The sequence below is a fragment of the Streptomyces sp. Edi4 genome (genome assembly GCF_040253615.1).
Lineage (GTDB): Bacteria > Actinomycetota > Actinomycetes > Streptomycetales > Streptomycetaceae > Streptomyces.
Map to the genome: position 1 here is coordinate 5,066,103 of NZ_JBEJGY010000004.1, position 12,914 is coordinate 5,079,016.

Below are 12,914 nucleotides of genomic sequence, written 5' to 3' on the forward strand. Positions count from 1 at the left end.
TCACCTGACTGTCAGTCAGGTCACGATGGCACGAGCCGTCCCGGACGAGAAGGGGGAAGAGGCAAGAGGAAGAAAGCCCTCAACGCCCGGGCTCGCGAGGGCAGTTACTTGTTGACCGCGAAGCGCAGCAGGCTCTCCTGGTCGCCCTGCTTGACCGTGCCGCGCGAGTTGATGACCTCAAGCTTCCACGAGGCGCCGACGCGGTACGCCTTGGCGACCGCGATGGCGTTGCCGTTGCCGAGGAGCGAGGGCCATATGTCGGCGACCTGCTGAGTGGTGCCGCCCGTGCTGTCGTAGACCTTGAAGGACACGTTCGCGGCCTTCTTGAAGTCGCTGCCCTTCTTGTAGGCGGCGCAGACGAACACAATGCTGGTCACCTGCGGCGGGACCCGGTCGAAGGTGACCTCGATCAGCTCGTCGTCGCCGTCACCGCGCCCGGTCTGGTTGTCACCGGTGGAGGTCACGCCGCCGTTCTGGAGCGGGTCGGTCACATCGAGGCCGGCGTAACGGACCGGGTCCTTGCCGTTCATGAGGATGGCGAAGACGTCGAGGTCGGTGCCGCGCGCCTTGCGCAGGGCGCCCAGCAGGGCGTTGCCCCCGCCGGCCGTGGTGTCCCAGGACGCGCCGATGCCCATCTTCGTCACACCGTCGAGGTCGGCTGCGCCGTGCTCCTTGGTCAGGGTGAGGACGTTGGGCGTGGAAGGCGTAGTCATGATGTGGAACCTTTCCGGTGTCAGGATTTGTCAAGGTGCGGACCGTTGTGGGCTATTCAATCACTCGGACGGGCTACAGAGTTAGGGACGGAACCACACCCGCACGGAACAACACCAGTCCCGCCCTGCCTCGTTCCTGACGTCGTACGCCCAGCCGGGGCGGCCGAGCGGTGTCGCGCGGGGGATTGAGACACGCGTTCTCCCCGTCCGTATCGTCTGGTGACAGGTGAAAACGGATGGAGGCGGAATCAGCCATGGTTCATGGATACGCGACCGGGGGGCGGGCCGGGACGGACCGGCCCCGGGGGTGGCGGGCCACCGCCCGCACGTACGCGCTGGTGCCGCTGCGGATCTTTCTCGGCGTGACGTTCGTCTACGCCGGCCTGGACAAGCTGACCGACAGCGCGTTCCCGCACGCCAGCGGCGCCGGCTCGATCGGCGAGCTGATGCACGGCGTGCGGGACAGCGCCGCCGTCCCCGCGCTCGTGGACCTCGCCCTCAAGAGCCCGGCCGGCTTCGGGTACGCCATCGCGCTCGGGGAGCTCGCCGTCGGCATCGGCACGCTGCTCGGCCTGTTCGGGCGGCTCGCCGCGCTGGGCGGCGCCCTCATCTCGCTCTCGCTGTGGCTCACGGTGAGCTGGCGGACCAGCCCGTACTACTACGGCAACGACCTGGCCTACTTGATGGCCTGGCTGCCGCTCGTGCTGGCCGGGACGCCGTCGCTGTCGCTGGACGCCCTGCTCGCCGGGCGGCGCCGCCGACGCGCCCCGTAGTCGATCCAGCCCACCAGCGAGGCGATGCCAAGGCCCCCGCACACCAGTGGGATCACCGTGGGGGAGGGGGCGTCCCACCGTCCCGCCGCGTCCCCCGCGAACAGCACGGCGGTGGCGATCAGGGCGAGCCCGGCGACGACCCGGCCGGGGCGGAACTCATGACGCGGCACGGTCCACCTCCACCTCACCGACGGCGACCTTGAGCCGCAGCTCCAAGGTGCCCGCGGGTTTCGCACCGGCGGGCGGGTCCAGCGTGAGGGTCCGCTTCTGGTGCGTCGCGACCCGCATGTCGTCCGGCCCCTCGCCGGGAAGCCGCACACCGGCGACGCCCAGGTCCAAGCTCATCTTCACGGTCACGTCCTTCGGTACGACGACCCTGGCGCGGCCCGCGCCGAGCTCGGCGCCGGTGGTCAGGGTCTTTCCGGCCGGCACGGTGATCCGGCTCAGATCGAGGGTGGCGTCGCCCGTGCCGAGCCGGTACCCGGGCCGCACCTCGCCGGCCACCGCCGGTGCCCAGTCGGTCCGCACCCACTGCGCGTCGATCGACTTGGGCAGGGCGGCGGACCCGGCGAGCAGGGCCGCCGTGAGCACCGCGAGGAACAGCGTGCCCCAGCCCGTACGGCCGAGGAACGAGCTGAACACGAGCCCGAGCCCGAACACCGCGAGCGCGGCCGCGAAGCCGAACTCCAGGCCGGTGCCGAGCGGTTGACGGCCCCAGCCCTGGCCGAGCCCTGCGCCGAAGGCGAGCAGCGCCGCCAGGAAGACGAGGCCGCCGATGGAGCGCGAGCCCCGGCCTTCGCGCGCCGTCGCCCTCGCCGCCTTCCCGGTCTTGGCGAGCGGGGTCCCGGACGCGTCGGCGGGGCCCCACAGATAGCCCGTGGCCACCGGCCCCGTCGTGCCGTCCTTGACGATCGGGTCGCGCCACCAGGACGGCGGGGACGGCGCCGGCGGCGCCTTGGTCTCCGGCGGCGCGTCCGCTGCGGCCTGCGCGGCGACCGGGTCGAGCGGGGTGTCCGCCGGGGTGGCGGCGCGGCGCTGCGACCAGACGCCGGCCCCGGCGGTCAACAGGACGAGCAGCACGGCGAACGTCATCACCGGGCCGTTGCGCAGCATCGTCAGGAAGATGCCGCAGCCGGCCAGGGCCATCAGGACGGCGACGAGTGCCGCGCCCTCGACGCGGCCGGTGAGCAGGCGGCGGGCCTCGTTCTCGTCCTCCCCGTCGAGCGGCAGCAGCAGCCAGGCGAAGCCGTACAGGACCAGGCCGAGGCCGCCGGTGGCCGCGAGCACGCCGAGCGCGATCCGGAAGAGCACCGGGTCCACGTCGCAGTACCGGCCGAGGCCGCCGCAGACACCGCCGATGACCTTGTTGCGGCCGCTGCGGCGCACCTGGGGTGGCCCGGGGTCCGGATCGGGCGGCGCGAGGGGGGTCTCGGTCGGCGTGCTCATACGTCCATGGTGACGGGCCCACGCGGCCCACGGCACCCGTCCCGACCCTGGCCTCACCCTGATTTCGCTTCCTCGGGGAAGCCTGGGGGGCAACCCTGATGCCCGGGGGGCCGGGGCCGTGTGACGATCGGGGCATGCCAGTCGCCACCCCCCGCCGGTCGCCGCCCGAGGCCGACGACGTGCCGGTCCGCAAGCTGTACCGCTCCGCCGAGGGGCGGATGCTCGGCGGCGTCGCGCGCGGCCTCGCCGGGCACCTCGGGCTTCCGGTGGTGTGGGTGCGGATCGTCTTCCTCGGCCTCCTGTCGGTCAACGGCCTGGGGGCGCTGCTGTACGCGGCGTTCTGGTTCGTCGTGCCGCTCGGGCTCGGCGGCACGGCTGAGCGGTACTCCGCCTTCGAGGCCGGCGCGGACGGCGGGCGCCGGTTGCGCAAACCGGACAAGGGCCAGGTCGTCGCGCTGATCGCGCTGGTGCTCGGCGCCGCGATCTTCGCCTCCAAGGTGGACGTGGGCGGCTGGGCCAACCCGTATGTCTTCCCCAGCCTGCTCATCGGCGTCGGCGTCGTCCTGGTGTGGCGCCAGGCCGACAACACCCGCCGGGCCCGCTGGACCGAGGGCGCCCGGCGCAGCCGCTGGCTCCCGCTGGCCCGGGGGCTCGCCGGGGTCGCCCTGGTCGGCACGGGGCTGACCGGCTTCGTGGTGGTCAACGGCTCGGCGGCGCAGCTCGGCAGCGTGATGACCGCCGCGATCGCGGTGCTCGCGGGCATCGCCCTGCTCGCCGGGCCCTACCTGGTGCGCATGACGCAGGACCTGTCCGAGGAACGCCTGATGCGCATCCGCGCCCAGGAGCGGGCCGAAGTCGCCGCCCACGTCCACGATTCGGTGCTGCACACCCTGACCCTGATCCAGCGCAACGCGGACAGCGCGGGCGAGGTGCGGCGCCTGGCCCGGGCCCAGGAGCGGGAGTTGCGGGCCTGGCTGTACAAGCCGGAGGGCACAGGCAAGGACAGGGAGGAGGAACCCCAGACGCTCGCCGATGCGGTGAAGAAGGCGGCCGCCGAGGTCGAGGACAAGCACGGCGTTCCCCTGGAGGTGGTCGTCGTCGGCGACTGCCCGCTGGACGACGGCCTGTCCGCGCAGATGCAGGCCGCGCGCGAGGCCATGGTGAACGCGGCCAAGTACGGTGGCGAGGGCGGCGCCGTCCAGGTGTACGCGGAGGTCGAGGGCCGCACGGTCTTCGTCTCGGTACGCGACCGGGGCCCCGGATTCGACCTGGACGCGGTGCCCGGCGACCGCATGGGCGTACGAGAATCAATCATCGGCCGGATGCGGCGCAACGGCGGCAGCGCCAGGCTGCGTTCGGTGCCCGGCGGGGGCACCGAGGTCGAGCTGGAGATGGAGAGGGCACAGGAATGACCGAGGAAACGACAGGCCGCCACGTCAGGGTGGTCCTCGTCGACGACCACCGGATGTTCCGCACCGGGGTCCAGGCGGAGATCGGCCAGACCGCGACCACCGGCGTCGAGGTGGTGGGGGAGGCCGCCGACGTGGACCAGGCTGTCACGGTCATAACCGCGACCCGCCCCGAGGTCGTACTGCTCGACGTCCACCTGCCCGGGGGCGGTGGCGTGGAGGTGCTGCGCCGCTCGGCGGCGATGATGGCGGACGCGGAGAACCCGGTGCGCTTCCTCGCGCTGTCGGTCTCGGACGCCGCCGAGGACGTGATCGGTGTGATCCGCGGCGGCGCGCGCGGTTACGTCACCAAGACCATCACCGGCGCCGACCTGATCGACTCGATCTTCCGGGTGCAGGACGGCGACGCGGTGTTCTCGCCGCGCCTCGCGGGCTTCGTCCTGGACGCGTTCGCCTCGACGGACGCGCCGCCGGCCGACGAGGACATGGACCGCCTCACCCAGCGCGAGCGCGAGGTACTGCGGCTCATCGCCCGGGGCTACGCCTACAAGGAGATCGCCAAACAGCTGTTCATCTCCGTCAAGACGGTCGAATCCCATGTCTCGGCGGTCCTGCGCAAGCTCCAGCTCTCCAACCGGCACGAACTCACCCGGTGGGCGACGGCGCGGCGGCTGGTCTGACCGGCGGCCGCGGTTCACCCGCGTAAAACCATGGAAAAACCGGCAACCCGGGCCCGCGCATGTCACTCTTGGCGGTCGTGATGAGCCTGACCGGAACGCCCTTCTTCGCGACCGCGATCATGGTCGCCGCGCTCGCCGTCCTGGTGCCGCTCCTCGTGTGGCACCGGGTCAAGGGGTCGGCCCTGGTGCGCGGCGCCGTGCGGCTCCTCATGGTGGTCACCGCCCAGGCCTCGGCGGTCCTCGTGGTGTTCGTCGCCGTCAACGACGCCAACGGTCTCTACGACACCTGGGGTGACCTGCTCGGCACCGACAGCCATGTCGTCGCCGCGCCCGACCTCGGCGCCGACGGCACCGGCGGGCACGGCGTCGCCGGCCGGCCCCGGGTGCGGCAGAGCTTCACGGCGGCGGACGAGCCGGACCTCGGCGCGGGCGTCCGGGTCACCCAGCTGACCGGCCGGGTCTCCGGGGCTGAGGGTGAGGTGTACGTGTGGCTGCCGCCGCAGTACGACGACCCGGCCTTCCGCGACAAGGACTTCCCCGTGGCCGAACTGCTGCCCGGCTATCCGGGCTCGGCCCGGGACTGGTTCACCAACCTGGACGCCGCGGGCCAGCTCGCACCGCTGATGAACAAGGGCGAGGTCAAGCCGTTCATCCTGGTCGCGCCGCGCACCTCGCTGCTTCCGGGGCGCGACACGGGCTGCGCCAATGTGCCGGGCGTCGTCAACGCGGACACCTGGCTGAGCGTGGACGTCCGCAAGATGGTCACCGACAACTTCCGCGCCCTCGCCGGCGCCGACGGCTGGGCCGTCGCCGGGATATCGGCCGGGGCGCACTGCTCGGCCAAGCTCGCCATCGAACACCCCGACCGCTACCGCGCCGGCATCGCCCTGTCCGGCTACAACGACCCCGCCGCCGAGCCGGGCTCGGTCACGGCCGGCGACCCGGCGCTGCGGCGCCGGACCGACCCGCTGTGGATGCTGACCCACGCCAAGCGCCCGCCGCGCACCTCGCTCTTTCTCACCGGCCAGCCCGGGGACGGCTACGAGGACGGGCTCGCGCTGCGCGCCGCCGCCAAGCCGCCCACCAGGATCTGGGTGCGCGAAACCGCCGGGGGACATCTGAACTCGGTGTGGCGCCCGCTGGTCCCGGACCTGTTCCGCTGGCTGTCCGGCCAGGTGAGCGGCGTCCAGAGCGCCCAGCACCCCAGGCCCGCGCCGCTCACCGGCCGGATGGGCGCTCACGCGGCGGTCGTGCGGGCCGCGGCCGGTGGCGGCGTACGGAGGGAGAAGTAAACGGCGCAAGGCGTCACCCTTTGGTAAAACACTGGCAAAGAGGGCAACTGGCGTCCATGGGCGCCCCTCTTCGGGTGCGTGATGAGCCTGACCGGAACCCCCTTCTTCGTGACCGCGATCCTCGCGGCCGCGGCCGCCCTGCTGCTGCCCCTCGTCCTGTGGACCAGGATCGGCGGTCCGGCGATCGTGCGCTGGATCTCCCGGCTCCTCATGCTGGGCTTCGCCCAGGTCACCGCGATCCTGGTGGTCTTCCTGCTCGTCAACGACGCCAACGGCCTCTATGACACCTGGGACGACCTGCTCGGCGGCGCCAACCACGTCAACGCGGCCCCCGACCTCGGCCCCGACGGCACCGGTGGCCGAAACGCCGCCAGTGAGCCCAAGGTGAAGCAGAAGTTCGAGCCGTACACGAACAAGGTCGGCAAGGACGTCATGAAGACCATGCTCAAGGGGCAGGTCTCCGGGGTCGAGGGCGATGTGGCGGTGTGGCTGCCGCCGCAGTACGACGATCCGGCGTACAAGGACAAGACCTTCCCCGTCGTCGAGCTGCTGCCCGGCTACCCGGGGTCGATAGGGGCCTGGTTCGGCACGCTGAAGTCGCAGGAACAGCTCACGCCGCTGATGGAGCGGGGCGAGGTCGCGCCGTTCATCCTCGTCTCGCCGCGCACCACGCTCCTGAGCGGCAAGGACACCGGCTGCGCCAATGTGCCGGGCGTCGTCAACGCGGACACCTGGCTGAGCGTGGACGTCCGCAAGATGGTCACCGACAACTTCCGCGCCGACACCGGAGCCGACGGCTGGGCCGTCGCCGGGTACTCGGCGGGCGCCCACTGCGCCGCCAAGCTCGCCGTCGAGCACCCCGACCGCTACCGCGCCGGCGTGGACCTGTCCGGCTACAACGACCCGGCCGCCGAGAAGGACTCGATCACCGCGAAGGACCCCAAGCTGCGCGAGGAGTCCAACCCGCTGTGGATCCTCAAGCACGCCGCGACCCCGCCGCGCGTCTCGCTGTTCGTCTCCGGCGAGCAGAACGACGGCTACAACGACGGCCTGGCCCTGAAGAAGGCGGCCAAGGCGCCCACGTCGGTGACCGCGGTCAAGCTCAACGGCGGCGGCCACGCGAGCTCGGTGTGGAAGGCCCAGGTGCCCGATGTCTTCCGCTGGCTGACCAAGGAGATGGGCGCGGGCGCCAAGCCGGCCGCCGGACGCGGGGTCTGACGGAGCGTCAATTATGGCGGCGCGCGTGCCTCACGCGGGCCGCACCGCCCCGGCGAACGGCATCTCGTCCACCGGCGCGACCCGCACCGGCGCCCCCGGATGCGGCGCGTGGATCATCTTGCCGTCGCCGATGTAGAGCCCGACGTGGCTGATCCCGGAGTAGAAGAACACCAGATCGCCCGGCGCCAGCTGGGAACGGGAGACCGCGCTCCCCGCGTTGATCTGGGTGTACGTGGTCCTCGGCAGCTGCACCCCGGCCGCGCGCCAGGCGGCCTGGGTCAGGCCCGAGCAGTCGAAGGAGGAGGGGCCGGTCGCGCCCCAGACGTACGGCTTGCCGAGCGCGCTGTAGGCGAAGGCGACGGCGGCCGCCGCGCGGGAGCTCGGCGCGGCCGCCAGGGGCCCGCGCGGGGTGTCGGACGAGCGGCTGGCCCGCGCGGCGTCGGGCGCCGCGCCGTTCTGCTCGTAGGCCGCCCGCTCGGGCCGGCTGAGCCGGGCGAGCAGCGCCTCTGCCGAGGCGATCTTCGTCTGGATGGCGCTTTTCTGCCGGCTCAGCGTGGACTGCTGGCCGCGCAGCTCGGCGAGCTTCGTGCCGGCGGTCGCGCGCAGCCGGTCGAGGCCCGCGAGCTGCCCCCGCACCCCGGCGACGGCGCTCGCGGTGCGCTCCCCGGTGTGCTGGGCGAGCGCGGCGTCGTCCAGGTACCGCGCCGGGTCGGCGGACAGGAAGAGCTGGAGTTCGGGGGCGATGGTCCCGCTGCGGTACTGGGCGGCCGCGATCGATCCGAGCGCGGCGCGCGCCGAGTTGAGCTCGGCGGTCCTGCGCGCGGCCTCGTCCCGCAGCGCGTTCAGCGCCCGCTCGGTCGCGTCCGCCTTCTCCTTCGTCCCGTCGTACGCCTCCGTGGCGACCTCCGCGTCGTGGTACAGCTGGTCAACCTTGGCCTTCACCTGCGCCGGTGTGAGCTGGGGGTCCGCGTGCCCGGAGCCCTCGAAAAGCGTGGCGGTGGCCGCCGACGCCAGGGCGAGCGTCGCGGCGGTGCGGGCGGCGGGACCGGTGAGCGGATGCCGCCTGGGCTTGCGGTGCGCAGCCACGAGGGCCTTCACGTCCTTCCGTACGGCAGTGCTTGCGCGCTGCTGCGGCGCCCCGCGAGGGGAGCCGTTCCGACGACGGACCGCACAGGGGGAGCGGCCCGCCGCCGGTCCTTTCGGCGCGGGTGTCCGACAGCCGCCCGGTGGTGCGGCGGCGGTGGGGAGTCGGTCACCTGGGCAAGGACGCTAAACCTGGGCGACACGGCCCAGCGAGGTCATGACGGGAAGTGCCGCTTTCCGGCGATGTACTGATCGGATCCGACCGGACCGGGGACATCGCCGCCCCGCCCTGTGGGCCGGCTGTGACCGAAGTGCCGGTCCTGCCCCACCCGCCGCACCGGCCCTGCTACGCGGGAATTAGGCTCCGCCCCATGGACGTACTCATCAATGTCGTCGTCGGCCTGCACATCATCGGCATCGCCGCGCTGCTCGGCGGATTCCTCACGCAGATGAAGGCGATGAGCGCGGGCACCGCACGCTTCGTCCCCGGCATGCTGCACGGCGCCCTGACCATGCTGGTCACCGGCGTCGCCCTGGTCGGCCTCACCCAGGCCAACGGCGAGAGCGTGAACACCCTCAAGATCGGCGTGAAGCTCGCGGTCCTGATCGTCATCCTCGGGCTCGTCTATGTGAAGCGGGACGAGGAGCGGATCGAGAAGGGCGTGTTCGGCGCCGTCGGCGCGCTGACCGTCGTGAACATCTTCATCGCGCTGCTCTGGCACTGAGCCGGGCGCGCTCCGTGCGGGGCGGCGCGGGCCCGGCGCGCTAGCCGGGTCTGACCGCCCCCCGCACCGGCAGACAGCCGACCGGCTCCTCGCGGACGTACGCCCCCGAGTGCGGCGCGTGGATCATCATGCCGCGGCCGCTGTAGAGGCCGACGTGACTGCGGTCGTCGTAGAAGAAGAGCAGGTCGCCCGGGCCCAGCTCGCCGGGCGCGACCTCGGCGCCCGCCATCGTCTGGTCACGGGCGGCGCGCGGCAGCTCCACTCCGGCCGCCTTCCACGCCGCACGGGTAAGGCCCGCGCAGTCGTAGGAGGCGGGGCCGGCCGCGCCCCGCACATACGGCTTGCCCATCTGGGCGCGGGCGAAGGCCAGGGCGCCGGCGGCCTTGAGCCCGTGGGTGGGCGCGGAGACGGGCGGGGGCGGCGGGACGGCGAGCAGCGCGCGGGCCGCCGTCAGCTTGTGCTGGGCCTCCCGCTTGGCAACCCGCAGCGACCGCCGCGTGGCGCTCAGCGCGGCCGCCAACCGGTTCGCCTCGGCCCGCCGGTGTGCGGCGGTGGCCGCGTCGTCCGCCCTGACGGCGGTGGCCACGGTGGCCGCGGTGGCGACGGCCGCGGTGGCGACGGATCCGGTGGCGACGGATCCGGTGGCGGTGACGGCCGTGGCGGTGGCCGGATCCGCCTGACGGTAGAGGTCGACGACCTTCCTGCGCACCTCATCGGCGCTCGGCCCCTGCCCGGCGGACCCTGGGCCCGCGCTCTGCGCGAGCAAACTCAGCGAGGCGAGCGCGGCCGTCGTCACACCCATGACGGGCACGTGCGCGGTGAGCAGCGCGGCGCCACCGTCGCAGTGGCGCGGACGCTCGCGCCGCCGGGTGCGGGCCTTGCGGTGGGAGGGCAAGCCACCACCCTCCTTCCGCGTCGTTCAAGCCGGGGGCGGCCCCCGGCTGCTGCGGAACGCTAGCCAACTCCCGCGCCCCCTGGGAAGGTTGATGTCGGACAGGCCCGATACGTGCCGCTGTCCTTCACGGTGCGTAGTCGCGGGCGCTCTCTCCGAAGGGGGCGGCGGACTGTCAGTGGGGCGGCCTAGACTCGAGAGACGATGAGCAGCCTCTTTGACGACAGCTTCCTGGCGGACCTCCAGCCCTCCGAGGAGGAGCACCCGCCCCCGCCTGAGGAGTCGCACGCGCCCGAAGCGGTGCCGGACGACCTGTTCGGCGGGCGGTTCGACGCGCCCGTGGACCGCGACGCGCACTACCGGGGCGGCGCCCCGCGCCCGGTGATCGACGCGGCGGCCCTCCTGGAGGGGCTGAACGAACAGCAGCGCGCCGCCGTCGTGCACGCGGGTTCGCCGCTGCTCATCGTCGCCGGCGCGGGCTCCGGCAAGACCCGGGTGCTCACGCACCGTATCGCCCACCTCCTGGCCACCCGGGGTGTGCACCCCGGCCAGATCCTCGCGATCACCTTCACCAACAAGGCCGCCGGCGAGATGAAGGAGCGCGTCGAGCAGCTGGTCGGCCCGCGCGCCAACGCGATGTGGGTCATGACCTTCCACAGCGCGTGCGTACGGATCCTGCGCCGCGAGTCGAAGAAGCTCGGCTTCACCTCGTCGTTCTCGATCTACGACGCGGCCGACTCCAAGCGCCTTATGGCCCTGGTCTGCCGCGATCTGGACCTCGACCCCAAGCGCTTCCCGCCGAAGGCGTTCAGTGCCAAGGTGTCCAACCTGAAGAACGAGCTGATCGACGAGGAGACCTTCGCCGGGCAGGCGGCCGACGGGTTCGAGAAGACGCTCGCCCAGGCCTACACGCTGTACCAGGCGAGGCTGCGCGAGGCCAACGCGCTCGACTTCGACGACATCATCATGACCACGGTCCATCTCCTCCAGGCGTTCCCGGACGTGGCCGAGCACTACCGGCTGCGCTTCCGGCACGTCCTGGTGGACGAGTACCAGGACACCAACCACGCCCAGTACACCCTCGTACGGGAACTGGTGGGCCCCTCCGGCGAGGCGCAGGCCCCCGCCGAGCTGTGCGTGGTGGGCGACGCCGACCAGTCGATCTACGCCTTCCGCGGCGCGACGATCCGCAACATCCTCCAGTTCGAGGAGGACTACCCGGACGCGACGACGATCCTCCTGGAGCAGAACTACCGCTCCACCCAGACGATCCTGTCCGCGGCCAACGCGGTGATCGAGCGCAACGAGAGCCGCCGCCCCAAGAACCTGTGGACGGACGCGGGGCCCGGCGCCCAGATCGCGGGCTACGTCGCGGACACCGAGCACGACGAGGCGCAGTTCGTCGCCGACGAGATCGACCGGCTCACCGACAAGGGCGAGGCCAAGGCGGGCGACGTCGCGGTCTTCTACCGCACCAACGCGCAGTCCCGTGTCTTCGAGGAGATCTTCATCCGGGTCGGCCTGCCCTACAAGGTGGTCGGCGGCGTCCGCTTCTACGAGCGCAAGGAAGTCAGGGACGTCCTGGCCTATCTGCGCGTCCTGTCCAACGCCGAGGACACCGTCCCGCTGCGCCGCATCCTCAACGTCCCCAAGCGCGGCATCGGCGAGCGCGCCGAAGCCATGATCGACGCGCTGTCGCTGCGCGAGAAGATCACCTTCCCGCAGGCGCTGCGCCGCGTCGACGAGGCGTACGGCATGGCCGCCCGCTCGGCCAACGCCGTCAAGCGCTTCAACACGCTGATGGAGGAGCTGCGGACGATCGTCGACTCCGGCGCGGGCCCGGCCGTCGTGCTCGAAGCCGTCCTCGAACGGACCGGCTACCTCGCGGAGTTGCAGGCATCGACCGACCCGCAGGACGAGACCCGCATCGAAAACCTCCAGGAACTGGCCGCCGTGGCCCTGGAGTTCGAGCAGGAACGCAGTGAGGCCGATGGCGGGGAAGGTGCGGGCACGGGCACGCTCGCGGAGTTCCTGGAGAAGGTCGCCCTGGTCGCCGACTCCGACCAGATCCCCGACGAGAGCGAGGACGGCTCTGGCGTCATCACCCTGATGACCCTGCACACCGCCAAGGGCCTCGAATTCCCCGTCGTGTTCCTGACCGGCATGGAGGACGGCGTCTTCCCGCACATGCGCGCGCTCGGCCAGGCCAAGGAGCTTGAGGAGGAGCGCCGCCTGGCCTACGTCGGCATCACGCGCGCCCGCGAGCGGCTGTACCTCACACGCTCCTCGATGCGCAGCGCGTGGGGCCAGCCCTCGTACAACCCGGCGTCGCGCTTCCTGGAAGAGATCCCGGTGCAGCACCTGGAGTGGAAGCGGACCGGGCCGATGTCCGCGCCGGCGGGCCCGGTGTCCGGGAAGTCGCTCGGCGGCGGCATCGGCAACTCACTGTCGTCCTCGCGCTCCAAGGCGGGCCCGTCGGGCTTCGCGACCCGGCGCGGCAGCGACAAGCCGGTGATCTCCCTGTCGGTCGGCGACCGGGTCACCCACGACCAGTTCGGCCTGGGCACCGTGATGACGGTGACGGGCTCCGGCTCGGACGCCCAGGCCACGATCGACTTCGGCGACGAGCGCCCCAAGAAGCTGCTGCTGCGGTACGCGCCGGTCGAAAAGCTCTAAGCCCTCT

At 72.2% G+C, this 12,914-nt stretch carries 11 protein-coding genes; 7 read left to right on the forward strand and 4 right to left on the reverse strand.

Going from position 1 to position 12,914, the window contains the following annotated elements; genetic code table 11:
- Positions 1-104 precede the first annotated feature (104 nt).
- A complete protein-coding gene (locus ABR738_RS25105; RefSeq protein ID WP_350232209.1) occupies positions 105-713 on the reverse strand; it encodes a TerD family protein in 609 nt (202 codons plus the stop codon).
- A gap of 254 nt (positions 714-967) precedes the next feature.
- Between ABR738_RS25105 and ABR738_RS25110 the strand changes: the two genes are divergently transcribed.
- Positions 968-1,486 carry a DoxX family protein gene (locus ABR738_RS25110; RefSeq protein WP_350232210.1) on the forward strand — a complete coding sequence of 173 codons (519 nt, stop codon included), beginning with the start codon at positions 968-970 and terminating at the stop codon, positions 1,484-1,486.
- A gap of 156 nt (positions 1,487-1,642) precedes the next feature.
- Here the strand turns inward: ABR738_RS25110 and ABR738_RS25115 are convergent, their stop codons facing one another.
- Positions 1,643-2,932, reverse strand: coding sequence for a PspC domain-containing protein (locus ABR738_RS25115; RefSeq protein ID WP_350232211.1), 1,290 nt, complete (start codon positions 2,930-2,932; stop codon positions 1,643-1,645).
- 134 nt (positions 2,933-3,066) lie between these two features.
- Here ABR738_RS25115 and ABR738_RS25120 point away from each other — a divergent pair, with 134 nt between their 5' ends.
- The 4 genes from ABR738_RS25120 (at position 3,067) to ABR738_RS25135 (ending at position 7,531) form a co-directional block, all read left to right on the forward strand.
- Entirely contained in the window at positions 3,067-4,344 is a 1,278-nt protein-coding gene (locus ABR738_RS25120) for a PspC domain-containing protein (protein WP_350232212.1), read from the forward strand.
- Positions 4,341-5,021, forward strand: a complete 681-nt coding sequence (locus ABR738_RS25125) for a LuxR C-terminal-related transcriptional regulator (protein WP_350232213.1) — start codon at positions 4,341-4,343, stop codon at positions 5,019-5,021. Before ABR738_RS25120 ends, ABR738_RS25125 begins: the two co-directional genes overlap by 4 nt.
- Before the next feature lie 80 nt (positions 5,022-5,101).
- Complete coding sequence (locus tag ABR738_RS25130; RefSeq protein ID WP_502964241.1) at positions 5,102-6,313, forward strand: alpha/beta hydrolase; 1,212 nt, start codon at positions 5,102-5,104, stop codon at positions 6,311-6,313.
- A gap of 81 nt (positions 6,314-6,394) precedes the next feature.
- Complete coding sequence (locus ABR738_RS25135) at positions 6,395-7,531, forward strand: alpha/beta hydrolase (RefSeq protein WP_350232215.1); 1,137 nt, start codon at positions 6,395-6,397, stop codon at positions 7,529-7,531.
- A 30-nt stretch (positions 7,532-7,561) separates the two neighbouring features.
- Here the strand turns inward: ABR738_RS25135 and ABR738_RS25140 are convergent, their stop codons facing one another.
- Complete coding sequence (locus tag ABR738_RS25140; RefSeq protein WP_350232216.1) at positions 7,562-8,617, reverse strand: C40 family peptidase; 1,056 nt, start codon at positions 8,615-8,617, stop codon at positions 7,562-7,564.
- A gap of 368 nt (positions 8,618-8,985) precedes the next feature.
- Between ABR738_RS25140 and ABR738_RS25145 the strand changes: the two genes are divergently transcribed.
- Entirely contained in the window at positions 8,986-9,339 is a 354-nt protein-coding gene (locus tag ABR738_RS25145) for a hypothetical protein (protein ID WP_350232217.1), read from the forward strand.
- Between the two features lie 40 nt (positions 9,340-9,379).
- Here the strand turns inward: ABR738_RS25145 and ABR738_RS25150 are convergent, their stop codons facing one another.
- Positions 9,380-10,234 carry a C40 family peptidase gene (locus ABR738_RS25150; protein WP_350232218.1) on the reverse strand — a complete coding sequence of 285 codons (855 nt, stop codon included), beginning with the start codon at positions 10,232-10,234 and terminating at the stop codon, positions 9,380-9,382.
- 201 nt (positions 10,235-10,435) lie between these two features.
- Between ABR738_RS25150 and pcrA the strand changes: the two genes are divergently transcribed.
- Positions 10,436-12,907, forward strand: coding sequence for a DNA helicase PcrA (gene pcrA, locus ABR738_RS25155; RefSeq protein ID WP_350232219.1), 2,472 nt, complete (start codon positions 10,436-10,438; stop codon positions 12,905-12,907).
- The last annotated feature ends 7 nt before the right edge of the window (positions 12,908-12,914 follow it).